This window comes from Bacillus sp. EB106-02-03-XG38, assembly GCF_058792175.1.
Map to the genome: position 1 here is coordinate 742252 of NZ_JBYTED010000003.1, position 24251 is coordinate 766502.

28 protein-coding genes are annotated in these 24251 nt (G+C 35.2%); 20 read left to right on the forward strand and 8 right to left on the reverse strand.

The window, feature by feature from the left end; translation table 11 throughout:
• Positions 1 to 5: 5 nt before the first annotated feature.
• From spoVAEA to AC3WTI_RS18465, 3 genes are all read left to right on the forward strand, one after another.
• Positions 6 to 575, forward strand: coding sequence for a stage V sporulation protein SpoVABEA (gene spoVAEA, locus AC3WTI_RS18455; protein WP_048530877.1), 570 nt, complete (start codon positions 6 to 8; stop codon positions 573 to 575).
• Positions 562 to 2034, forward strand: coding sequence for a spore germination protein SpoVAF (gene spoVAF / locus AC3WTI_RS18460; protein ID WP_087956830.1), 1473 nt, complete (start codon positions 562 to 564; stop codon positions 2032 to 2034). The genes spoVAEA and spoVAF overlap by 14 nt, the downstream gene beginning before the upstream one ends.
• Before the next feature lie 96 nt (positions 2035 to 2130).
• Complete coding sequence (locus AC3WTI_RS18465) at positions 2131 to 2934, forward strand: Cof-type HAD-IIB family hydrolase (RefSeq protein ID WP_142286698.1); 804 nt, start codon at positions 2131 to 2133, stop codon at positions 2932 to 2934.
• A gap of 30 nt (positions 2935 to 2964) precedes the next feature.
• Here AC3WTI_RS18465 and AC3WTI_RS18470 read toward each other — a convergent pair whose 3' ends face one another.
• Positions 2965 to 3831, reverse strand: a complete 867-nt coding sequence (locus tag AC3WTI_RS18470) for a DUF1002 domain-containing protein (RefSeq protein ID WP_048530871.1) — start codon at positions 3829 to 3831, stop codon at positions 2965 to 2967.
• A gap of 187 nt (positions 3832 to 4018) precedes the next feature.
• Here AC3WTI_RS18470 and AC3WTI_RS18475 point away from each other — a divergent pair, with 187 nt between their 5' ends.
• The 3 genes from AC3WTI_RS18475 to ribT all read left to right on the forward strand — a co-directional run bounded on the left by AC3WTI_RS18475 (position 4019) and on the right by ribT (position 5295).
• On the forward strand, positions 4019 to 4456 hold the full coding sequence (locus AC3WTI_RS18475; RefSeq protein WP_048530868.1) for a peptidylprolyl isomerase: 438 nt from the start codon (positions 4019 to 4021) through the stop codon (positions 4454 to 4456).
• A gap of 220 nt (positions 4457 to 4676) precedes the next feature.
• Positions 4677 to 4859 (forward strand): hypothetical protein, encoded by a 183-nt coding sequence (locus AC3WTI_RS18480; protein WP_087956828.1) that lies wholly within the window; start codon positions 4677 to 4679, stop codon positions 4857 to 4859.
• Between the two features lie 67 nt (positions 4860 to 4926).
• Positions 4927 to 5295 (forward strand): GNAT family N-acetyltransferase RibT, encoded by a 369-nt coding sequence (ribT, locus tag AC3WTI_RS18485; protein ID WP_087956827.1) that lies wholly within the window; start codon positions 4927 to 4929, stop codon positions 5293 to 5295.
• A gap of 20 nt (positions 5296 to 5315) precedes the next feature.
• Here the strand turns inward: ribT and AC3WTI_RS18490 are convergent, their stop codons facing one another.
• On the reverse strand, positions 5316 to 5834 hold the full coding sequence (locus AC3WTI_RS18490) for a DUF309 domain-containing protein (RefSeq protein ID WP_087956826.1): 519 nt from the start codon (positions 5832 to 5834) through the stop codon (positions 5316 to 5318).
• A 97-nt stretch (positions 5835 to 5931) separates the two neighbouring features.
• Positions 5932 to 6027 (reverse strand): YjcZ family sporulation protein, encoded by a 96-nt coding sequence (locus AC3WTI_RS18495; protein WP_000510194.1) that lies wholly within the window; start codon positions 6025 to 6027, stop codon positions 5932 to 5934.
• Positions 6028 to 6196: 169 nt separating this feature from the next.
• Between AC3WTI_RS18495 and AC3WTI_RS18500 the strand changes: the two genes are divergently transcribed.
• The 6 genes from AC3WTI_RS18500 (at position 6197) to phnF (ending at position 11457) form a co-directional block, all read left to right on the forward strand.
• Positions 6197 to 6940 carry a segregation/condensation protein A gene (locus AC3WTI_RS18500; RefSeq protein ID WP_048530863.1) on the forward strand — a complete coding sequence of 248 codons (744 nt, stop codon included), beginning with the start codon at positions 6197 to 6199 and terminating at the stop codon, positions 6938 to 6940.
• A gap of 158 nt (positions 6941 to 7098) precedes the next feature.
• Entirely contained in the window at positions 7099 to 7671 is a 573-nt protein-coding gene (gene scpB, locus AC3WTI_RS18505; RefSeq protein WP_087956825.1) for a segregation/condensation protein ScpB, read from the forward strand.
• 78 nt (positions 7672 to 7749) lie between these two features.
• A complete protein-coding gene (locus AC3WTI_RS18510) occupies positions 7750 to 8652 on the forward strand; it encodes a ComEC/Rec2 family competence protein (protein WP_087956824.1) in 903 nt (300 codons plus the stop codon).
• Between the two features lie 208 nt (positions 8653 to 8860).
• Positions 8861 to 10003, forward strand: coding sequence for an N-acetylglucosamine-6-phosphate deacetylase (nagA, locus tag AC3WTI_RS18515; protein WP_016086448.1), 1143 nt, complete (start codon positions 8861 to 8863; stop codon positions 10001 to 10003).
• A 4-nt stretch (positions 10004 to 10007) separates the two neighbouring features.
• Entirely contained in the window at positions 10008 to 10796 is a 789-nt protein-coding gene (nagB, locus tag AC3WTI_RS18520; protein WP_048530857.1) for a glucosamine-6-phosphate deaminase, read from the forward strand.
• Entirely contained in the window at positions 10726 to 11457 is a 732-nt protein-coding gene (gene phnF / locus AC3WTI_RS18525) for a phosphonate metabolism transcriptional regulator PhnF (protein WP_002194085.1), read from the forward strand. Before nagB ends, phnF begins: the two co-directional genes overlap by 71 nt.
• 70 nt (positions 11458 to 11527) lie before the next feature.
• On the opposite strand, the gene AC3WTI_RS18530 is transcribed toward phnF, so the two are convergent.
• Positions 11528 to 12334, reverse strand: coding sequence for a Cof-type HAD-IIB family hydrolase (locus AC3WTI_RS18530; RefSeq protein ID WP_087956823.1), 807 nt, complete (start codon positions 12332 to 12334; stop codon positions 11528 to 11530).
• A gap of 165 nt (positions 12335 to 12499) precedes the next feature.
• On the opposite strand from AC3WTI_RS18530, the gene glcT reads away from it, so the two are divergent.
• The 4 genes from glcT to ptsP all read left to right on the forward strand — a co-directional run bounded on the left by glcT (position 12500) and on the right by ptsP (position 17862).
• Positions 12500 to 13348 carry a glucose PTS transporter transcription antiterminator GlcT gene (glcT, locus tag AC3WTI_RS18535; RefSeq protein WP_048530854.1) on the forward strand — a complete coding sequence of 283 codons (849 nt, stop codon included), beginning with the start codon at positions 12500 to 12502 and terminating at the stop codon, positions 13346 to 13348.
• Between the two features lie 339 nt (positions 13349 to 13687).
• On the forward strand, positions 13688 to 15751 hold the full coding sequence (gene ptsG, locus AC3WTI_RS18540) for a PTS glucose transporter subunit IIABC (RefSeq protein WP_087956822.1): 2064 nt from the start codon (positions 13688 to 13690) through the stop codon (positions 15749 to 15751).
• 135 nt (positions 15752 to 15886) lie between these two features.
• Positions 15887 to 16150, forward strand: a complete 264-nt coding sequence (gene ptsH / locus AC3WTI_RS18545; RefSeq protein ID WP_000411080.1) for a phosphocarrier protein HPr — start codon at positions 15887 to 15889, stop codon at positions 16148 to 16150.
• Positions 16150 to 17862, forward strand: a complete 1713-nt coding sequence (gene ptsP / locus AC3WTI_RS18550; protein WP_000174207.1) for a phosphoenolpyruvate--protein phosphotransferase — start codon at positions 16150 to 16152, stop codon at positions 17860 to 17862. Before ptsH ends, ptsP begins: the two co-directional genes overlap by 1 nt.
• A gap of 98 nt (positions 17863 to 17960) precedes the next feature.
• Here the strand turns inward: ptsP and AC3WTI_RS18555 are convergent, their stop codons facing one another.
• The 3 genes from AC3WTI_RS18555 to AC3WTI_RS18565 form a co-directional block, all read right to left on the reverse strand.
• A complete protein-coding gene (locus AC3WTI_RS18555; RefSeq protein ID WP_087956821.1) occupies positions 17961 to 18320 on the reverse strand; it encodes a DUF3915 domain-containing protein in 360 nt (119 codons plus the stop codon).
• A 196-nt stretch (positions 18321 to 18516) separates the two neighbouring features.
• Positions 18517 to 18735: a hypothetical protein gene (locus AC3WTI_RS18560; RefSeq protein WP_000100487.1), complete on the reverse strand. Its 219-nt coding sequence runs from the start codon at positions 18733 to 18735 to the stop codon at positions 18517 to 18519.
• Positions 18736 to 19020: 285 nt separating this feature from the next.
• Positions 19021 to 19638: a nitroreductase family protein gene (locus tag AC3WTI_RS18565; RefSeq protein ID WP_000180385.1), complete on the reverse strand. Its 618-nt coding sequence runs from the start codon at positions 19636 to 19638 to the stop codon at positions 19021 to 19023.
• A gap of 331 nt (positions 19639 to 19969) precedes the next feature.
• Here AC3WTI_RS18565 and AC3WTI_RS18570 point away from each other — a divergent pair, with 331 nt between their 5' ends.
• The 4 genes from AC3WTI_RS18570 to AC3WTI_RS18585 all read left to right on the forward strand — a co-directional run bounded on the left by AC3WTI_RS18570 (position 19970) and on the right by AC3WTI_RS18585 (position 23710).
• Entirely contained in the window at positions 19970 to 21262 is a 1293-nt protein-coding gene (locus tag AC3WTI_RS18570; RefSeq protein WP_142305864.1) for a GGDEF domain-containing protein, read from the forward strand.
• A gap of 90 nt (positions 21263 to 21352) precedes the next feature.
• Positions 21353 to 22489 (forward strand): serine hydrolase domain-containing protein, encoded by a 1137-nt coding sequence (locus AC3WTI_RS18575; RefSeq protein ID WP_142305863.1) that lies wholly within the window; start codon positions 21353 to 21355, stop codon positions 22487 to 22489.
• Positions 22490 to 22493: 4 nt separating this feature from the next.
• The gene (locus AC3WTI_RS18580; protein ID WP_087956819.1) at positions 22494 to 23372 is read left to right on the forward strand and encodes an NAD(P)-dependent oxidoreductase; all 879 of its coding nucleotides are present in this window, start codon (positions 22494 to 22496) and stop codon (positions 23370 to 23372) included.
• A 5-nt stretch (positions 23373 to 23377) separates the two neighbouring features.
• Positions 23378 to 23710 (forward strand): DUF3909 family protein, encoded by a 333-nt coding sequence (locus tag AC3WTI_RS18585; RefSeq protein ID WP_087956818.1) that lies wholly within the window; start codon positions 23378 to 23380, stop codon positions 23708 to 23710.
• 43 nt (positions 23711 to 23753) lie between these two features.
• Here AC3WTI_RS18585 and AC3WTI_RS18590 read toward each other — a convergent pair whose 3' ends face one another.
• Positions 23754 to 24029: a hypothetical protein gene (locus tag AC3WTI_RS18590; protein ID WP_087956817.1), complete on the reverse strand. Its 276-nt coding sequence runs from the start codon at positions 24027 to 24029 to the stop codon at positions 23754 to 23756.
• Between the last annotated feature and the right edge of the window lie 222 nt (positions 24030 to 24251).

The window sequence follows — 24251 nt, forward strand, 5'->3', positions numbered from 1 at the left end:
ATCAAATGAGACGAAGGGTTATTTTGGTCACAGATGGAGATGAATATGCAAAGCGAACAATTGAGCTTTTAACGAAGGAATTTGGGGGAAGGTGTATTTCGGCATCACAAAGTAATCCAACCAAATTGACAGGGAAGAAAGTTGTTGAGCTTATTATGCAAACGCCATATGACCCTGTATTTGTCATGTTTGATGACAGCGGATTTATTGGAGAAGGATCCGGTGAAAAAGCTTTAAAATATGTAGCTACGCATAAGCAAATTGATGTACTTGGGATTTTGGCGGTAGCGTCAAATACACATCATTGGGAATGGGCACGCGTAGATGTAAATGTAGATCGAAACGGGAACTTAACCGAATATGGTGTGGATAAATTCGGGCTTCCAGATGGTGAAATTGGCAGAATTAGCGGAGATACAATTTATTGTTTAGACGATTTGAATGTTCCTGTCATCGTTGGAATTGGTGATATTGGTAAGATGTGTGGAAATGATGAATGGGAGAGAGGATCACCAATTACTAAAAAAGCAATTCAGTTAATTTTGGAAAGGAGTGGATTTTATGACGAAGCCTAAAAAAGTGGATATCCCAATTTCATCTTTCATAAGTGATAATGAAAATTACTTAAAGCAAACAGCTGGACTGGGTGTTACATACGATGTTGGCATTCGTAAATTTCAAATTTTAAATAAAGAAATTGGTGTGTTGTTTGTAAATGGACTTTGTGATACGAATTATATTATCCCTATTTTAGAAGAAGCGGTGGATACAAATGAAATAAGGGATGTAGAAGAAGATACAGTGAAGCTTCTAGAGAATCGTTTAATTCATCAACAAGTAAGTAAAGTGAAAACGATGGATGAGGTAATGCTCCAAGTATTATCAGGACTCATCATTATATTTGTGGAAGGTGAAACGGAAGCGTTCGCAATAGATGTTCGTAGTTATCCTGGCCGGACACCGACAGAACCAGATACAGAAAAGGTAGTGCGTGGTGCAAGGGATGGATTTGTTGAAAATATCGTTGTAAATACAGCGTTAATTCGTAGAAGAATACGTGACCCACGTCTTCGAAATGAAATGATTCGAGTAGGAGATAGATCGCAGACAGATATTTGTATTACATATGTACAAGATGTTGCAAATCCTGATTTAATAAAGATTATAAAACAAGAATTAAATAACATCGATGTCGATGGAATTACGATGGCTGATAAAACAGTGGAAGAATTTGTTGTAAAGCAAAGCTATAACCCATTCCCACTTATTCGATATACAGAAAGACCAGATGTAGCAGCAAATCATTTATTAGAAGGACATGTGTTAGTACTAGTGGATACATCACCGAGCGCTATGATTACTCCAACAACATATTTCCACCATTTACAGCACGCAGAAGAGTTTAGACAAAATCCAGCTGTTGGGACATTTTTACGCTGGGTACGCTTTTTAGGTGTCTTATTCTCCTTATTTTTACTACCGTTTTGGTTAGTGTTTGTATTTGATCCAACTCTTTTACCAGAAAATCTTGCTTTCATCGGACCGACTAAGATGACGCATTTACCAATTCTATTACAGGTGTTAATGGCAGAGGTCGGACTTGAGTTTCTAAGGATGGCGGCCATTCATACTCCAACGCCGTTATCGTCTGCAGCAGGATTAATTTCCGCCATATTAATTGGTCAAATAGCAATCGATGTAGGTTTGTTTGTACCAGAAGTTATTTTGTATGTTGCGGTTTCTATGATCGGTGCATATGCAACACCGAGTTATGAATTAGGACTCGGAAATAAGGTTGGAAAATTGTTTGTTATTATTTTGACAGGTCTCTTCCATGAGATGGGATTTGTAATTGGTATGACGATATTGATTTTATTTTTAACGTCTATCAAAAGTTTACAAACACCATACTTATGGCCGTTTTTACCATTTGATTGGGGCGCATTAACAAAAATTCTACTCCGTCCGACGATGTCTAGTTTAAAAGTACGACCAAGTATCGTAAGACCTCAAAATGTAAAAAGACAAAAATAAACGGGATTATACACCCGTTTATTTTTTTAGCAAAAATTTATTGTTTTTTAACAAAAATCAAACATTTTTTGTGTACACTTAGAGTAGATATTGTGTATGGAAGGGGAAGAGGACATGATTAAATTATTTGTAAGTGATTTAGATGATACGCTTGTTTACAATGTGAATCATATGCAAAAAGAAGATGAACGTGCACTTTGTTGGTTAGCTGAGAAAGGGACAAATATTTGTTTTGCTTCTGGCCGCTTTACTCATCGAATTGATGAAGTCGTAAATAGGTTCGCATTCCCGTATTACACAACTAGTTTAAATGGAGCGACAATGTTACTGCCGGATGGGAAAATATTTCATGAATCAAGTTTTGAAGATGGGATTGCCCAGGAAATATATCGATATATCCATAAAAAAGGACTAGCAGATATTGTTTGTGCAAATGAGCAACGGTATACAAAAAGAAAGAATGAACATCATCATAATTTTGAAACGTATATGGGTGTGCATATTGCTGAGATAGAAGCATTAGAAGAGGAATTTGGGAAGACTGTACATCCTGCGAAATTGTTTGTTTTTGGGGAAGAAGAGACAATTACAGCATTAGATCAAGAATTACGAGATACATTTCAGAGTGAAGCGGAAGTTTTTATGTCTGGTAAACGTTATGTTGACATTATGCCAAGGGGAGTAAGTAAAGGAAATGCTTTAAGGCGACTAATGGAACATTTGCAAATTGAAGCAAATGAAGTTGCATGTATTGGAGATTCTTTCAATGATATTTCTATGTTTGAAGTAACCCCGCATTCTTTTACTCTCCATCATGCTCATCCATATGTGAAGGAGAAGGCAAATCATATTGTTCGTTCGGTCGAAGAAGCTGTTATGAAATTGCCGTTACTTGTATAAAAAAGAAGCTCGCTACTAGCGAGCTTCTTTTTATTTGAATAACGATTTAACAAAATCAATGATACTTGAGAAGAAATCTTTCACTTTATCTAGGAAACCTTGCCCTTCTTCAGATCCTAAAAAGGCAGAAACGTGTTCTTTTGCTTTATTTAACTGACTGCCAACTTGATTCCAATCGATATTAAGATTTTTCATTTTATCAAATAGCGCAACTAAGTTATCTAACTGTTCATCTGTTAATGTAATACCAAGTTGATCTGCAATTTTTTTAATTAATGAACGTAAATCTTCAGTCGTTTTTGGCTGCTCTTTGGCAATCTCTTCTTTAATTTTTGCAACAAGTTGAACTGCTTTTTCTTCACCAATTTTATCACCAAGCTCGGCTGTTTGCACCATTTCTTCATTGGCTACTTTTTTTACTTCCTCGGGAATTGCTTTGTTCGATGTTGTTTCATAGGCTTTCATTAAACCTGTTAAAGCAGCGGTTCCTGAAACTTTAAAAGGTGCAGTAATTTGAATTTCTGCATCTTTCACACCTGCTGTAATAAGTGCGTTTGTGTACATTGCATCTGTTATCGAATTAATGTTTTTTGAACGTACAATAAGGCCAGAACCTGGCTTTGTATATGTGATCATAGAAGAGGAAATTGCTCTCGTACCAATTTGCGCTTTTGGAACAATCCCTTCTAGAAATTTATGTTCTTCCGCATTAGACACAGTAATGATTGTAGCATCTTTCGGTGCTTTCATTTCTTTTAACAGATCTTGTTTTTGTTGTTCAGACAAGTTTTCTCCTAGTGTAACAATTGATTCTCCTTCGATGATGTCTGCAAACGAAGCTGTTGGCATCATAAATACCGTTACAGCTAATAGCAGAGCTAGTAATTTCGTTTTCACGAAAAATCGCTCCCTTTCTCTTTCTAAAATTTTCGGGCAACACAGTTATTATAGTATATATTTCTTATTTGTCACCTAGCTTTTTCCACATTTCAAAAAAGAAGTATGTAGATTGTCGGATTCTTTTTGTTTCTAGTCATGAATGTGGTAATATAGTGCTGAGATAGTTGAAAGGAGACATATACGTATGAAAACTTTAGGATACATATTAATGGAAAATGGTGAAAAAATCGATTTAGAATTTTTCCCAGAAGAGGCACCAAAAACAGTAGAAAACTTTAAAAAACTAGCAGAGCAAGGATTTTATGACGGTGTGACATTCCACCGCGTTATTCCTGGCTTCGTAAGCCAAGGTGGAGATCCAACAGGAACAGGTGCAGGTGGCCCAGGTTACTCTATCCCATGTGAAACTGATGGAAATCCTCATAGACACCTTGTAGGATCACTTTCTATGGCTCATGCTGGCCGTAACACAGGTGGTAGCCAATTCTTTATCGTTCATGAGCCACAACCGCATTTAGATGGTGTACATACTGTATTCGGTAAAGCAACAAGCGGTATTGAAGCAGTATTAAACATGCGTCAAGGTGATGTAATGAAAGAAGTTAAAGTTTGGGAAGAATAAGGTAATGAGAAAAGAGAGCGATTGCTCTCTTTTTTGTTTTTTTAATAGGAATGTGTATGTCAATAACAGTACATGATACAAGTAGTACTGTTATTGCAGTGAAAATATGTTGCTTATGAGAACAAAAAATTAACAAATTACATAGAATACATTAGATTACATGTTTCAATAAATATTTTTTATTACATTCATTTTGCTAGAATTCATTTGCTCTCATGAGATGAATCGTGAAGTGATAATGAGTGGTGGATGTTTCTTTTCGCTTTCATATAACAGTGTTTTTTCTTTTATCTACTTAGGAAAAATAGTACTGAAACATATATTTGACTTTCTTCTTTTTGCTTTGTATGATTATCAAGTTGTTTTAAGCCCTTCTCACTCTGTTGAAAATATTGTAAAATGAATGTGATATGAAAAGAGTGGTTGAGGGGATTAATAGTTTGTAACTTTTGTAAGAAGGGATAAGGGTTATGTTAATTCGTTTTAAAAAAAGTTATGAAAAGATTGCAATGGGGCTTCTTTCATTTATGCCAACGGAAAAAGATGTGAAAACATTACAATTGACTATGAAAGATTATGAAGCAAAGGATGATTGGCAATTGTATTTGTGGAAACAAAATGAAGATTTTGTTGGGATAATGGGGATTGTAAAAAAAGACAATCAAGTTTTGGAAATTCAGCATTTGAGTGTGAACCCATCTCACCGTCATATGGGTATTGGGACGAAGATGGTACAAGAGTTAAAGAGTAAATTTCTTGAGTTTACAATTTGTGGAAATGAGCAAACGGCAAGTTTTTGCAAAAAGTGTAAAGAGCTTGAACAAAATATACATTCGTGAAAGCAGAGATAAGTAGTTTATTATCTCTGCTTTCTTTTTTGTAATTGTTCATTTCGTTCAGCAATGACCTCTGTTCGATCACGTAATGTGTGCTTATGTATGATATATTCACTAGAAGTAGCATTTACATCTTTCCAAGGGAGGTTTTGTTTCTGACATAATTCCATGCAGTGCTGCTCTAATGCTGTATCTGATAATGGTAAAAATAACGGTGTAAAACCTTCTTCTTTCTGTATAGATTGCAATCTATCCTTGAGTAAGAATAGAAGTTGTGTGGCATGTATTCCTAAACGTTGTAAAGGTGCACTGTTTTTTTCTAAAATTGTTATGGCGCTTTTCATCATCTTCTCTGAACCATTCCAGTTAGAGCGTCTTTGATGATATAAAGAAACTGCAATTTGAATGAGGCCGACTAAGTAATTGTCACGATTCCCTCTTGGTTTTTCTTTCCAATATTCTTCTAGTATTTCGTGGCATTCAAAATAATCATGATCTCCGTGAAAATGAATTAAAAATTGTATGTATTCGGTAGGATACATTTTCTTCACCTCTGTTTAACGGTTATAAATACAAGTGTATCATAGAAATATGAACAATAAACGACTAGGGAGTTTTCCCTAGCCGTTATTGTTCATATTAGCAGAAGCAAGCTGCCCCTACAATAATTAGTAAAATAAACAATACAACAAGTAATGCGAACCCACCGCTAAAACCGCAATCAACGTGACCCATAGTTTTTTGACCTCCTACATTGTTCTTACTACACTGTTATCATATGAAGTGGTGGGCATGATGACATAGGCATCGGTCTATTTTTAATTAAATTTCTTAAAAAGGTTGGATAGAACATGAGTATGCTCTATACTTATGTTGTTATAGAAAAAATGTGGTGGGATGCTTTGTGCAGTATAATTTTAAAGTAGAGGCTTTTGAAGGGCCTTTAGATTTATTGTTACATTTAATACATCGTTATGAAATTGACATATATAATATTCCTGTAGCGGAAATTACAGAGCAATATTTATCTTATGTTCACACGATGAAAGAACTACAATTAGATGTTGCAAGTGAGTATTTAGTAATGGCTGCAACGTTATTACAAATTAAAAGTAAAATGTTGTTGCCGAAACATGAAGAAGATGTACTTGATAACGGTGATGACTTTATAGATGATCCTCGTCAAGAATTGATGGAGAGGTTAATTGAATATAAGAAATATAAGCAAGTTGCTACTGAACTAAAAGAAAGAGAACAAGAAAGAGCACAGCTATATACACGTCCGCCAATTGATTTTACATCGTTGCAACAAGAAGAGGAGACGAACTTACCTCTTGATGTTACGTTATATGATATGCTAGCGGCGTTTCAAAAATTAATGCGCCGAAAAAAAGCAAAGAAACCTGTAACAACACGTATTACTCGTCAAGAAATACCAATTGAACAGCGCATGACTGATATTTTAAAGCAGTTAGAAATACAAGGTGGTCGTCAAAGTTTTTATGATTTATTTGTTGATGATGAACGAGAAATAATGGTTGTAACATTTTTAGCGGTTCTTGAGCTGATGAAAAATCAACAAATCATAATTGAACAAGAACATAATTTTGACGAAATTTTCGTATCAAGCTCTATTAAATCAGCATAGATCTAGTATGGAAAATGGGATAGATATATTATATCTCATGCTAAGTTTGAATGTATCGTTTGGAACAAGAGAAAAAATATTGAACCGAACGCATTGATTGTGATTCGGTTTTTTGATGTGTATTTTTATGGAGAAAATAGGAGGAAGGAGCTCGTAAAATGGATAGAACAGAACAGAAATCAATCATTGAAGGGCTTTTATTTGTTTCTGGAGATGAAGGGATTTATCCAGAACAAATAGCGAAAGTCCTTGAAATTGAAGGAAACGAAGTAATCGATATTTTAGAAGAAATGCAAACAGAATGTGAAAGTGCACATCGCGGTTTGCAAATTGTACAGTATGCAAAAGTATATCGTTTTGCTACAAAGAAAGAACATGCGTCGTATTATCAAAAATTAATAGACATCCCAACAGCTGCTTCACTCTCTCAGGCTGCTTTAGAAACGTTAGCGATTGTTGCATACCGTCAACCAATCACAAGAACAGAAATGGAAGAGATTAGAGGGGTAAAAACCGATAAGGCGTTACAAACGTTAGTTTCACACTTGCTTATAAAAGAAATGGGAAGAGCAGAAGGACCTGGGCGTCCTATTTTATATGGAACAACGAAAGAATTTTTGGACACGTTTGGATTGAAAACATTAGATGATTTACCTCCGCTTTCTGAAGAAAACGAACAAATGAATGAAGCGGATTTATTCTTCGGTTCTTTACAAGAAATATCGAAATAAAAGCTTAGCATTTTGCTAAGCTTTTTTTGTATATCAATTATATACCGTGCCATACTAATTGAAAAAAGGAGACGAGTTATGAAAGGTATGCGAAGTATTTTATTGTTAGTTTCTGTTTTGTTATGCTTTTCTTTAAATAGTACATCGGCCAAAAGGTATATGATGTCTATTCATACTGCGTCTCCAATACATATGCAGCGGCAACATTTTGGTAAAATGAAAGTGAGTTTCTTAAAAGTAGGGCAAGGTGATGCAACACTTATTATATTGCCAAATGGACAAACGATGTTAATTGATGGGGGACCTTATGAAGCTGGTGAGGTTATCATCCAAAAACTAATTGAAAAAGGGATTAATCATTTAGATGCTATCGTCAGTACTCATCCAGATATGGATCATATAGGAGGACTCATTCCGATTGTAGAGCAAATGCCGGTTTCACTTATATTAGATAGCGGAAAAACATATAGTTCTTTTACTTATCATACGTATCGGAATCATATTAAAAAAAGAGGGATTCCTTTCGTTTCAGTAAAAGAAGGACAATACATCCCGCTAGATCCGCATGTTTCCATACAGGTATTAAATAATGGGAAATCAAAAGATGAAAATAATGAATCTTCAATTGTGTTAAAGGTACGATACGGAAAAGCAGATTTTTTATTAATGGGTGATGCGGATGTGCGGACGGAAACTGAAATATTAAAGCAATTTGATGTACATGCAGATGTTTTAAAGGTGGGACATCACGGCTCCTATACTTCAACAAGTGAAATGTTTCTAAAGAAGGTAGAACCACAGTTCGCGATTCTTTCATATGGGAGCAAAAATCCGTATGGACATCCGCACCAAAGTGTAGTGAGACGATTAAAACAGCATGGTATAATGATGTATGGAACTAATAGACGTACAGTAGAAATGGAAACAGACGGCGAACATATTACAATCGGGTCTAGCGGATTAATGCCATTACTTAAGTGATTTATACGATAGATGCTATTGTTCCTTTTTGAAAAAAATGAATAACATATATTATAATTGCGAGAGATGTACTAAGCTTCCTTTTTGTTAAACAAAGAGGAAATTTCATTCGAATGTATAGACAACTACTCGTGCATATATTAAGATGGAATTAGGCGAATAAGGTAATAATAACAAGTAGGTATTTCATGGGAAAGGATCGATGAAAATGAAAACGCAAGTTGTCATCAATGCCAAAATTTATACAGGTCAAGAAGTAGTGGAAAACGGATTTATTCGTTACGCAGAAACAATTAAAGAAATTGGTTTGATGGCTCAATATGTATCACAAGAAAATGAAGCGGTTTTAGATGCAGCAGGGAAAATTGTGATTCCAGGTATGATTGATGTTCATATTCATGGTGGATACGATATTGATGCGATGGATGCAAATAGCGATGGGTTAGTAACTCTAGGTAAAGAAATGTTAAAAGAAGGAGTTACAACTTACTTCCCAACAACAATGACACAAGCTCCAGAAGCAATCGAAGCGGCATTACATGCTGCGAAGGAAGCGAAAGAAAAAGGAGCACATTTCGAATACATTCACTTAGAAGGACCGTATGTTTCAAAAAAACGTGCAGGTGCACAACCACTTGAACATATTGTTCCTGCGAATATTGAACAATTTAAACAATGGCAGGAAGCAAGTGGGAATTTAATTAAATTAGTAACATATGCACCTGAAGAAGAAGGTGCGTTAGAGTTTGAGCAGTACCTTGCTGAAACTGGTGTTGTTGGCACAATGGGACATACAGATGCAATTGATGCACAACTAAAAAATAGAAACATTACACATGCAACGCACTTATACAATCAAATGCGTGGATTACATCACCGTGAACCAGGAGTTGTTGGTCATGTGTTATTAAATCCAGATGTAATGGTTGAAGTAATTACAGATGGTATTCACATTCACCCTGATATGGTGAAATTAGCATATAAATTAAAAGGCCCGAAAAAAGTAAGTGTTATTACTGACGCAATGCGTGCAAAAGGTCTTGAAGATGGATTATATGAGCTTGGCGGACAGCCAGTACATGTAAAAGATGGTAGTGCACGATTAGAAGATGGAACGTTAGCTGGTAGTATTCTAAAAATGGATCAAGCTTTCCGAAATGTAATTGAATTTACAGGTTGTTCAATCGAAGATGCAGTACTAATGACATCAGTTAACCAGGCAGAAGAGTTTGGATTAAATAATAAAGGTGCGTTAGCGGTAGGAAAAGATGCAGACTTTGTTGTGATGAATGAAGATTTACATGTATATGATACAGTTCGTTTAGGAATTCATATGAAGGAAGGGAAGTAATTAAATGAATATTCTTGTTGTAAAAACTCCAGAAGAACTAGCAGAAGCAGGTTATAAATTAATTGAAGAAGTTGTAAAAACAAAAGAAAATCCAACATTAGGAATGGCTACAGGAAGCTCTCCATTAGGTATTTATGCAGAAATGCGAAAAAATAAACTTGATACAAGCCGTGTAACCACTGTAAACTTAGATGAGTACGTAAATTTACCACATGAAGATAAAAACAGCTATCATTATTTCATGCAAGAACAGTTGTTTGATCATCTTCCATTTAAACAAACTTATGTACCAAACGGGATGGCAAGTGATTTAGAGGAAGAGTGCAAACGTTATGAGGGCATTCTAGCTGCTAACCCAGTTGACCTACAGATTCTTGGAATCGGTGAAAACGGTCACATCGGATTTAACGAGCCAGGAACACCGTTTAATTCTCCAACAAACATTGTTGAATTAACAGAATCTACACGCCAAGCAAACCTTCGCTTCTTCGAGAAAGAAGAAGATGTGCCAACTCATGCAATTACAATGGGAATTGGAAGTATTATGAAAGCGAAACAAATTCTACTTGTTGCTATGGGTGCTAAAAAGGCAGAAGCTGTTAAAGAATTATTGCAAGGTGAATATAGTGAAGCGTGTCCTGCTACAGTTTTACAACGTCATCCGAATGTAACCGTAATCGCTGATCAAGAAGCTCTATCTTTATGCAGTGAGGCGATTGCTGATGAACATCGACAAGTATTCACCATTTCCGATCTATTATCAGATTCAAGAGTGGGTGAAACAGCTAATTGAGGACGGCGAATGGAAGCCGGGAGATAAAATCCCATCTGAGAATGAACTTTGCGATAAGTTCGAAGTGAGTCGTATGACAATCAGACAGGCGATTAATAATTTAGTGGAACAAGGTTATTTATATCGGAAACGTGGAATCGGTACGTTTGTCCAACTTCCGAAAGTGGAACAAAAATTGCAAGGAATGACGGGATTCACAGAAGACATGATTTCTCGTGGGATGAACCCAAGTAGTCAATTATTAAGTTTCCGCCTCGTTCCAGCTACTGCGAAAATAGCAGACCGGCTGAGAATACAGGAGGGAGAGTCGGTTTATGAAGTGAGGCGTATTCGCTTAGCTGATGATGAACCGATTGCTTTTGAGACGACATATTTGTCGCCAGCTCTTGTAAAAGATATTAACGAAGAAATATTGCAACAATCTTTATATGAACATTTAGAGAAAAAACTGGGCTTTAAACTTGTTAGCGCTACTCAATCAATTGAAGCTTCAATTGCAACGGATAATGAAGCTGAACATCTGCATATTCCTAAAAAGGCGCCAGTACTTGTAATGCGTCAATGGTCATATTCAGAAGGTGAAGTACCGTTAGAGTACGTGAAATGTATTTATCGTGGAGATCGTTATAAATTTATTACAAACATCGCACGTAACAAATAATATATTTCAGTTTGTGAAGTACAGTAAATGTCAAATTGTTTAACATGTAAAGAAAAAATACGACTCATCCTTACAAGGAGTGAGTCGTATTTTTATTATGAGCAATTACGTGGTTAACAGCATCTTTAACTGTATTTACTACATAGTGAGCGTGTTCTTTTACTGCGTCATCAGCTTGAGACATAGCAAAACTGTGAGGAGTTAAAGAAAACATCGGAATATCATTATAAGAATCGCCTATGCAAGCAATTTCCTCTGGTTGTAATTGAAACTCTTTTAATAAAACAGAAATAGCAGAACCTTTACTAATATTAGGTGGCATTACATCTAAACATTGTTCTGCTGAAATGAAGGTACTAACTTTTCCATGGAATTTTTCATCAATTTTTTTCTGAAGAAGTTGTAAACTTTCCTTTGTTCCGCCGACTGAGATTTTATTTGGGAAAATAGTATCATCAATCTTTTCTAATAGATGCGGTTCTTCAACGGAAGTCATCGTTACTTGTTGTTCAAGTTCATGAATAAACGGTGTTTTCTCTTCAATGTAATAATTATGTTCATCACTTACATAACGAAAATAAGGATCTTCATTTGTCATTGCTAATAGATCAGGTAGAATACTCGAATCGAATGTTGCCGATAGTAGTTGCTTGTTTTCGTTCGTGTATACGAAAACACCATTTACGCTAATACGGTGGAAATTTGTATTTACAGCTTTCATTAAGTCTGCAATTTCATTATCTAGTCGGCCGGAAGCGAAACAAAGAATAACATTTTGATTAGCAAGACTGCGAAGTGCTGCAATATCCTGTTCGTCAATTAATCCTCCGTGTTGCATCATTGTACCATCGATATCACTTACAAACATTTTAATCATATTGTTATCTCCTTTCTATGTACAGTTGCTCTTACATTATACGCATCATATATAAACATGTCTAAAAAATGAATTTTTATGAAATGGTAGATGTTTTACATTGACGACAAAGAAGAATATTCTGTAACATAAAAGCAGGCTATTTAAGTACGAGGGTGGTGTTATATGAGTAATTATCTAGAAATTAAAAAAGTTTTAAATAATAATGTCATCATTGCTAGCCATCCTGAACATGAGGAAGTAGTAGTGATTGGTAAAGGAATTGGTTTTGGGAAAAAAGCAAAAGACGTATTGGAGCAAGAACAAATTGAAAAAATGTTTGTTTTAAAAAATGAACGTGACCGTGAACAATACAAACTGTTAGTGCCACATGTGAGTGAAAAATTAATTGAATTAATGAATGATATTATGTTCTATATTCAAGAAAAAGCAAAATCACCATTGAATGAACATATTCATATCGCTTTAACAGATCATATTTCTTTTGCGATTAAGCGGTTAAAACAAGGACTTACCATTGATAATCCTTTTTTAGTTGAAACGAAAATGCTCTATCCAGAGGAATATGAAATTGCTGAAGGTGTTGTAGACCTTTTAAATTCCCGTTTGCAAATTACATTGCCAGAAGGAGAAGTTGGGTTTATTGCACTCCATATTTACAGTTCACTTACAAATTCAGATTTATCTTCAGTTAATCAAAACTCCCGTCTCATTGCACAGCTTGTATCTTTAATTGAGACAAACTTACAAATTACATTAGACCAAGAAAGTATCCACTATTTGCGCCTTATCCGTCATTTGCAATATGCTATTGAACGGGTGAAAAAAGGGGAGAAAGTAGAGGAATCACAAAGTTTTGCTGATTTATTAAAGGCGGAATATCCCGTCTGTTATAATTTAGCTTGGAAGCTAGTTAAGGTCATGCAAAAAGAATTGCAACTTCCTGTTTATGAAGCAGAAAGCATATATTTAACGATGCATTTGCAGCGCTTAGTGAAAGCAGAGCATGTGTAAAAAGACATATATTTTTGTCTAAAATGAAAACGTTAAAAAAAATGATTGAATCGCTTACAATAGTTATGTATAATAACTATTGCAAAGTTATACAAATTTCGACAAACACATTAAGGTAAATAACGAAAACGTTTGCCTTAATTATAGTGAACTTATACGTAAACCTATTTTTGACACGTGTTACTGATTCGATCAGGCATGAGTGGAGAAAAGTAAGGAATGTAAGCTTGAGAAAGGGATATACTACCCTTTGTATAGCTATCGTTCTATCTTTTTTTCCTCATGTCTTTTTGGCGTTTGTCGGAAGGTATCAATATAGATAAGAGAGGAAGGGTTTCCATGTTTAAGAAGATCTTTGGTGTTCTTCAAAAAGTCGGAAAAGCGTTAATGCTTCCAGTAGCGATTTTACCGGCAGCAGGTATTTTACTTGGATTTGGTAATGCATTTCAAAATCCACAGTTAACAAATGTTATTCCTGCTTTAAAAGCAGATTGGTTCGTAATGGTAGCAAAAATTATGGAACAATCTGGTGATATTATTTTCGCTAACCTTGCATTATTATTCGCAGTTGGGGTAGCAATTGGTTTAGCTGGTGGAGACGGAGTAGCTGGTTTAGCAGCATTCGTCGGTTACTTAATTATGAACAAAACGATGAGTGTGTTCTTAGAAGTAGATAAGCTAGTGAAAGTAACAAGTTCTGGAGCAGACCCAGTAAAAATTGGATTTGCAGATCCAGCATATGCAAACGTATTAGGAATTCCAACGCTACAAACGGGAGTATTTGGTGGTATTATCGTCGGTATAGTGGCGGCATATTGCTACAATAAATACTTCAATATTGAATTACCATCATACTTAGGTTTCTTCGCAGGTAAGCGTTTCGTACCGATCGCAACTGCAACATTCTCTTTAGTAGTAGGTATCATCATGTGCTTCGTTTGGCCATACATTCAAGGTGGCTTAAATACGTTCTCACATCAAATGATTGATGCAAATAGAACGATAGCAGCATTCATATTCGGTTTAATTGAACGCTCATTAATTCCATTTGGATTACATCACATTTTCTATTCACCGTTCTGGTTCGAATTCGGTCAGTATACAAATGCAGCTGGCGAATTAATCCGTGGTGACCAAAAAATCTTTATGGCACAGTTAAAAGACGGTGTAGAATTAACAGCAGGTACATTTACAACTGGTAAGTATCCGTTCATGATGTTCGGTCTTCCAGCAGCAGCATTAGCAATGTACCACGAAGCACGTCCAGAAAATAAAAAATTAGCAGCTGGGATTTTAGGTTCTGCTGCATTAACATCTTTCTTAACAGGTATTACAGAACCACTTGAATTTTCATTCTTATTCGTAGCACCAGTATTATTCGGAATTCACGCCGTATTCGCTGGTCTATCATTTATGACAATGCAAATTTTAGGTGTTAAAATTGGTATGACATTCTCTGGTGGTTTAATCGACTTTATGCTATTCGGTGTACTACCAGGCCGTACAGCATGGTGGTGGGTAATTATTGTTGGTCTTGTACTAGCAGTTATTTACTACTTCGGATTCCGCTTTGCAATCCGTAAATGGAATTTAAAAACACCTGGTCGTGAAGTAGCAAATGCGAATGACGGCGCAGGAAAAGCAGAAGCTGGTGAACTTCCACGTGAAGTATTAGTTGCACTTGGTGGTAAAGAAAACATTGCTTCTTTAGATGCTTGTATTACTCGTTTACGTGTTCAAGTTAACGAACAAAAGAATGTAAACAAAGATCGCTTAAAAGAGCTTGGGGCAGCTGGTGTACTTGAAGTTGGAAATAATATTCAAGCTATTTTCGGACCGAAATCTGACACGTTAAAATCACAAATTCATGATATTATGTCAGGTCGTACACCTCATGTTGAAAAAGAAGAGCCTGTAAAAGTAGAAGAAGCTCCTAAAAAAGTTGATGAAAACGAAACAATCGTTTCACCAATTGAAGGGAAAATCTTACCGATTACAGAAGTACCTGATCAAGTATTCTCAGGGAAAATGATGGGAGACGGATTTGCAATTGAGCCAACAGAAGGAACAGTAGTTTCTCCAGTTAACGGTGAGATCGTTAACGTATTCCCTACAAAGCATGCGATTGGTATTCAATCTGAAGGCGGAAAAGAAATTTTAATCCACTTCGGTATTGATACAGTAAAATTAAATGGTGAAGGTTTTGAAGCACTTGTAGCACAAGGCGACAAAGTGAAACAAGGACAACCATTATTAAAAGTAGACCTTGCATTTGTAAAAGAAAATGCACCATCTATCATTACACCAATTGTCTTTACGAATTTACAACAAGGGCAGCAAGTCGAATTGAAAAAAGATGGAAATGTTAAGAAGGGCGAAAACGCTATTATTGACATTCAGTAGGAATTTGACGCAAAATGTTTATAATTATAATAGGCGATGTGGTTGACCGAACATCGCCTATTATATACAATAGATGATGTAGTACTCACGTCTATACAACTAAAAAAAACTGTAATTTAAAGGAGATAAATTATCATGGAAAAAATCTTTAAAGTAACTAGCGATTCAGGAATTCATGCTCGTCCAGCAACTCTACTTGTAAACACTGCAAGCAAATTTGGTTCTGACATTAACTTAGAGTATAACGGAAAGAACGTTAACTTAAAATCAATCATGGGCGTTATGTCTTTAGGCATTCAACAAAACGCAGAAATTAAAATCACTGCAAATGGTGATGATGCAGCTCAAGCACTAGCAGCTATCGAAGAAACTATGAAAAACGAAGGATTAGGAGAATAATGACTCTTAACATTCAAGGGATCGCTGCATCAAGTGGGATTGCTATTGCAAAGGCTTTCAGACTTGAGAATCCTGAATTTAACATCGAAAAGAAATCAATTACAAACGAAGCTGCAGAAATTGCACGCTTAGATGCTGCGCTTGAGAAAGCAAAAACTGAATTAGAAGCTATTAAGGACCACGCTTTTGCTGAGCTAGGTGCTGACAAAGCTGCGATCTTTGAAGCACATTTATTAGTGTTAAATGATCCAGAACTAGTAAACCCAGTAAAAGATAAAGTAAATAGTGAAAAAGTAAATGCTGAATTCGCAATGGATGAAGTTGCATCAATGTTTATTTCTATGTTTGAAAACATGGATAACGAATATATGAAAGAACGTGCTGCGGACATTCGTGACGTAACAAAACGTGTTCTTGCACATTTACTAGGCATTAACTTCTCAAATCCAGGTACAATTTCTGAAGAAGTAATCATCATTGCTGAAGATTTAACACCATCTGATACAGCACAGTTAAACCGTAAGTATGCAAAAGGTTTTACAACTGATATTGGTGGACGTACATCTCACTCTGCAATTATGGCTCGTTCTATGGAAATTCCAGCTGTTGTTGGTACGAAAGTTGTTATGGAGAAAATCCAAAACGGCGATATCGTAATCATCGACGGTTTAGATGGAGAAGTAATTGTAAATCCATCAGAAGAAACTCTTCGCTCGTTTGAAGAAAAGAAAGCGAAATTTGAAGAGCAAAAAGCTGAATGGGCAAAATTAAAAGACCAAGCTACTGTAACAAGCGATGGACATCACGTTGAGCTTGTTGCAAATATCGGAACACCAAATGATGTACAAGGTATTATCGATAATGGCGGAGAAGGCGTTGGTTTATACCGTACAGAATTCTTATACATGGGCCGTGACAATCTTCCAACAGAAGAAGAACAGTTCGAAGCGTATAAAGCAGTTCTTGAAGGTGTAAAAGAAGGTCAACCTGTTGTTGTTCGTACACTTGACATCGGTGGAGATAAAGAGCTTCCATACTTACATTTACCAAAAGAAATGAACCCATTCTTAGGATACCGTGCAATTCGCTTATGTCTTGATGAGCAAGATGTGTTCCGTACACAACTTCGTGCATTACTTCGTGCTAGCGTATACGGTAACTTAAAAATTATGTTCCCAATGATTGCAACTCTTGATGAGTTCCGTCAAGCGAAAGCGATCTTGTTAGAAGAGAAAGCGAAACTTGTAGAAGCGGGTACAACTGTTTCTGATTCTATTGAAGTGGGTATGATGGTTGAAATCCCAGCTTCAGCAGTATTAGCAGATCAATTCGCAAAAGAAGTTGATTTCTTCTCTATCGGAACAAATGATTTAATCCAATACACAATGGCTGCAGACCGTATGAACGAACAAGTATCTTACTTATACCAACCATATAACCCATCTATTTTACGTCTTGTAAAAATGGTTATCGATGCTGCTCATAAAGAAGGCAAATGGGCTGGTATGTGTGGTGAGATGGCGGGAGATTCACTTGCTATCCCATTATTATTAGGATTAGGTTTAGATGAATTCAGTATGAGTGCAACATCTATTCTTCCTGCAAGAACACAACTAAGCAAGTTGTCAAAAGCAGAAATGGAAACATTAGCAGAAAAAGCATTAATGATGTCAACTGCTGAAGAAGTTGTTGAACTAGTTAAAAGCATATAAGTAATAAAAAAACCTGAGTCGATTTGAAATCGGTCTCAGGTTTTTTTCTATGAGAAAAGTAAATCTTGTTTTCTTACTATAGAGGATAAGGAACAGAACTAGATAGCGATAGCAACGATATCAGTTGGGCATACACGTAAAATACCAGTAAAAGTATTTCGGTTTTGATTGTTCTTATCGTCTTTATTGTTATCTTTGTCGTCTTTGTTATTACGAGCTAAAGCAGAGAAAAGAGCAACACCGTTAGCGAAACCTTCAAAAATTACATTGTTGAATGTTCCGTTACCTCTAATGCTTAAAAGAGAAAGCTCTGTTCCAACTGAAATGCTAGCAAGTACGTTACATACAGCTGGTTGTTGTGGCTTAACTACTTCTTTCTCTTTCTCACGACGGTCACACTCTCTTTCATGATGATGACAGTCTCTAAAGTTATCACAGCATCCAAATGATCCAAACATAATCCTCATCACCCCCTTCACACTTATAATCTATGTAAGTTCGGTAGTCAGTGACTGGACAGAGAGTGGAATTTTTTCTAGGGGAATTTCTCATTTTAAATGACTAGCTGGGTGTTTACTACGGGATGATGTTTAAAATGGGATAGATATCACAAAAAAATGTAAAGACCACCGAAATGAATGAAATAGGTAGCCTTTACACTTTTTTGCTTTTATATAAAACGATGATATATACAGGAAGAGCTAGGAGTAGTGGTACGATGGATCGTGCAGTATGTTTTTCTGATTCTAATTGGAACGCTTCTTCTTTAGGAAATTGTAATACTGAAATGTTTGCAGCATCGCCAATAAAATATAGAAGCAGTACAGTTACTATGTAACATAAAAGTGCAATAAAGCTTCCGTATGAACTCAATGAAAATCCCTCTCTTGTTATCTATTTGTTATCATTGTATCATAATTGTAACAAAAACACACGGTTATATTTCGATACTTTAACAAAATTCGACATGAAACGTCATTTATACATATGAAAATAGCATAAATTTTACTATTTTTTTATGTGTAGATGTCGAATCGTACATTGTAATATTACGGATGTGTGACAGAAGAAAAAAAACGAAGGTAATGAAATTACCTTCGTTTCTTTTTTATTATTGGTAGGCAGTAAGCCCCTCATATTGATTAAAGTTTCACTTTATTATTTTGCCCATTCACTCACTTGCTCTACGCTCATTCGTGGTGCAGGGTGACCTTTTAAAGTTGATTCACCAATTGTAATAAGCATAATTGGTACGTAGCGAGATGAAACATTGAACTCTTCTGTAAGTGCTTGTGGATTGAATCCACCAATAGCGCAAGTATCCCAGCCAGTTGCTTTAGCTGCAAGCATAAGTTGCATTGCTGCTAAAGATGCATTTGAAAAGGCTGCATCTCTTGGAAATTGCTCACGAGCATATGCAGACTCAATATTTTTAGCTAAGCGCTCTTTTGCTTCTTCTTTCATAAATCCTTGTTCTACAATTGGGCCATAAACTGGTTCAACGTTTTTATAAGCTTCTAAATCACCTAAAATAGCGACTACAGCAGAAGCATCAAGAATTTGTTGCTGGTTATAAGCAATTGGATGTAATCGTTTCTGTACATCTTCACCTTGGAATACAAGGAATTTCCAGTGCTGCAAGTTCCAAGCAGAAGGTGCTTGAGCAGCTCCCTTTAAAATTTCGTGTAACTCTGTAGATGAAATTTCTTTCTCTGGGTTGAATGCACGTGTAGATGTGCGTTCATATAGAACATTAAAAAAGTTATCGTTTGTCATTATATATCCTCCAAATTACATATCAAATAATGAAAAAATACATGTAATATATTCTACTTACATTTCGTAAGTTGTCGAATTTAAGAATATAATATATTTATTTTAATTGTCAAGTTTTAAAGCGGAAGCTAGGGCATTCATACAAACGATACAATTCCTATATTCATACACTAAAAAAGGAATTTATAGAGTGAAAAAGAAAAGAGAACATTCTCAATTAGCTTGTTAACATGGATCCCTCACTCATTAAGGTTTTTAGAGAACAGTCTTTTATAAAATGTTTGTGAGGAATTCAGTAGAACAAGATATATGAAGTGAGTGAAGACTAGTGATGAACATACTACATTTTTTATTAGAGAATACGGTTTTCCAAAATGTATTACAAGATCTTCAGTTAAATGTCCTTTATATAGAAAATGGATGTACACATCAACAAACGATAGAAAATATCCATCCTAAATGTATGTTTATAGCAAATAGTTTTGAAGAAGGAGAATTGTTGTTTCAGAGGACTAAGCCACATATTGTAATTATGTATGTAACGGATTTTTCTCAAATAAAATATATAAAGAATATGTATAATCCACAGAGTACGTTTATTGTCATTTGGGATCAACAAATATCAAGTGAGTTTACAGATGTGCTTACGTTAGGGATACGTAATATTGTAGTAGCACCTGTTACTCCACAGATGGTGTTAGAGGAAGTGAATAAAAGTTTGTATCAGCTTTCTTTAGTGCGACAAGTAAGTTTGCAACAAGAACTACTTCAAACGATGTTTGATTTTCGAAACGATCTATTATTCATAGTAGAAGACGATGAGATTGTTGATTGTAATACAAATTTTTTAGAGTTTTTCGGATATGAAAATTTGTTTGCCTATCGTGAGCAACATTTAGTATTTGCTGAACATTTTATTAGAGAAAATGGATACTATTCAACAACTCATGATATAACATGGTTAGATGATACATTATCATATGATAGAAGAATTAAGATGTCCAACTATGAAGGGGAAGTGTCAACTTTTTTATTGCGTGCGACACCATTGCCAGAAGATTTATCAAGATTTATTGTGAAGTGTACAGAGATTACAGAATTAGATGAAATCTATCAAGAACAAGAAAGGCTCGCTATGATAGATTCATTAACAGAGATTTATAATCGTTTGAAGTTCCAACAAATACTAGAGTCAGAATGGGATAATGCGATGCGTAATAATGAAAACATAGCACTTATTTTATTTGATATAGATAATTTTAAAGCAGTAAATGACACGTATGGCCATGATTTTGGTGACTTAGCATTAATTCAGCTTGCAGAGCTCATGAAATCTAAAGTGGAGGAGCAACATGTATTTGCTAGGTGGGGTGGAGAAGAATTTATTATTTTAGTAACGAATACCGTAGAAAAAGAAGCATTTCAGGTTGCGGAATCATTACGATTTTTCATTGAAACAAAGCAATTCTCAGGAATCTCGAAATTAACAGCGAGTTTTGGAGTTGCATTATATGAAAAAGGGATTACAAGAGAAGAGTTAATGCAACGAGCGGACATTGCATTGTATGAAGCGAAAAAAAATGGGAAAAATCAAGTGTGCGTATATAGAAAAGAAAAAAAGTGATTTTTCGCAACAAATTGTTGCGATTTTTTTTTATTGTTCGATAATAGAATGTGAGGGGGAATTTGAACGAAGGAATTATGGAGGAGCAACATGATAAAGAAAATAATGACGATGGCTTCGCTGTCCGCTGTAGTTTGTGGTGGAGTATACTATTTTTTCTATAATCCCAATATAAAGGAAAGTATCATATTAACAACTAAGGTGAACCCTACTATTGAATCAGAGGTACAAGAGAATATAGAAAAAAAAGAAGGACAGCAAATTGATTATGCTAGTATATCTCAAAAGTTAGATCAATATTTAATAGGAAAGCAATTTAATGGAACGGTTTTAGTAACAGATAAAGAGCATGTTATATTAAATAAAGGATATGGGTATGCTGATGTTCAAAATAAGATAGAGAATACGCCCCAAACAAAATATCGTATCGGTTCTATTACGAAAACAGTTGTGGCTACATCTATTTTACAGCTGCAGGATCAAGGGAAGCTAAATATTCAAGATAATGTAAATAAATATATTCCCTCTTTTCCAGTAGATAAAAATATTACTTTATATCATTTGTTAACACACACATCAGGTTTACCAGAAAGCGGAAAAGGGAAAGTGAATGCCGCTTCTCGTCTAAACTTAGTAAATTGGATTGGAAGCCAAAAATTAGAATTTCCACCAGGGACAGGTTGGAGATATACAGATTATAATTATATGGTGCTTGCCTATATTATAGAAAGCATATCAAAAAAGCCTTTAGGAGATTACATAAAAGAAAATATATTTACTAAAGCGGAAATGCATGAATCTGGTATGGGAAATATGGCTCAGGGAGATCCGCATTTTACTAAAGGATATGTAAAGAAAGAGAATGTACTTGAACCTGCACAAAAATTATTAATGGACTGGTTATACGGATGCGGTGAGATGTATACGACAGTTGGTGATATGAAGAAGTTAGACGAAGCGATTATAAATGGGAAACTTCTTTCTGAACAAAGTATACAAGCGATGTTTTCACCTTCAACAGAACGAAAGTATGCATTTAGTTTTTACATATATCCGGATTATTTTCATAATCATGGTGTACTATCTGGTTGGAACACTTTCAATAATTTTAATAAAGAAAAAGGCACTTTTGTTATTTTATTTTCAAATGTGAAAAATAGTATAGATGATGATTTTAATAATGAGTTTCGAAAGATGGTAAATGATTTATTAGAACGAAGGGGATGAGAAAATGGAACGTAAAAATGTATCAATAGGTTTCATCGGTATTGGTGTTATGGGAAAAAGTATGGTGCGTCATTTAATGCAAGGCGGTCATACAGTATATGTATATAATAGAACAAAATCGAAAACAGACTCTTTAGTGCAAGATGGTGCAAACTGGTGTGATACACCGAAAGAGTTAGTAAAGCAAGTTGATGTTGTAATGACTATGGTTGGATATCCACATGATGTAGAAGAAGTGTACTTTGGGATAGATGGAATTTTGGAGAATGCAAATGAAGGCACGATAGCAATTGATTTCACGACATCTACACCAACATTGGCAAAACGTATTAATGAAACTGGTAAAAGTAAGAATATATATACGTTAGATGCACCTGTATCTGGGGGAGACGTTGGTGCGAAAGAAGCAAGACTCGCAATTATGGTCGGTGGAGAGAAAGAAATATATGAAAAATGTTTACCGTTATTTGAAAAACTAGGAACAAATATTCAGTTGCAAGGGCCAGCTGGAAGTGGACAACATACAAAAATGTGCAATCAAATTGCGATTGCTTCTAATATGATTGGAGTATGTGAGGCTGTTGCTTATGCGAAAAAGGCTGGATTAGATCCTGATAAAGTATTAGAGAGTATTTCAACCGGAGCAGCAGGTAGCTGGTCATTGAGTAATTTAGCTCCTCGAATGTTAAAGGGAGATTTTGAACCAGGTTTTTATGTAAAGCATTTTATGAAAGATATGAAGATTGCTTTAGATGAGGCTGAAAAATTGCAATTACCAGTACCAGGTTTAAGTTTGGCGAAGGAATTGTATGAAGAGCTAATAAAAGATGGGGAAGAGAATAGCGGAACACAAGTGTTATACAAAAAATACATAAGGGGGTAAATGAAATGGATCTTCAAAAATTTGATGAGATGATTGATGCTGTGCAACGAGCAACTTGTATACAGATTAATCAAAAACAAAAAGAAGCTTTTAAACAAAAATATGATTTTGAACCGGAATTCGAATATGGAAGAGATGAAAATGGGCATTACGTTATTCGAACTTCAAAAAAGATGCTGGAAGAAATGGAGTTTTACTTGGCATTGAAATATGATCGAGATGGAGTTGATCTTTATATGCAAGCAGAGATTGACGATATATGTTACGTATCTGTTAGCTATAGTGAAGACGCCTTGCATTTACAAGAATTGTTTCAATTTCTAGAAGAAAATAAATAAAAGTCCTCATGTGAGGACTTTTGTTTATTTAGGTATATTAAAATTATAAGCTAGAAGCACGGCGGCATCGTTCAATTGGGAATGGAATAACTTGCGCGATGTGATTCGGGCCAAATTGTTTTGTACGAGCATGGCGTATTATATAAAATGCACAGAGAATTGAAACTGGAATAGCACCGAACAAACCAAAAAATAAAGCGCTTACACAAGATGCGACAAAACCTAAAACACCAACCTCTAACTCTTCCATAATAGCTCCTAAAATAACAGGAAGTGCTCCACATGTAACCCCTAGTATAAGTGCGATAAGTAAACTCATGATTCTCCCCCTCTGTTTGCCATATTCTTTTCCTTCTTATTTAATTGTAGTATATCATACATAAAACAGAATTTTCAGAAAAAATTCAAAAAAAGTTCAATAAATGTTCGAAAAGTGTTAAAAATTCACTTGAAAAATAGAAGGAGAGATTGTTTTGAAATAGAAGGACTCATATGTTTGAGAAAATAAAAATCAGGCTTATTTCATTTTTGAAATAAGCCT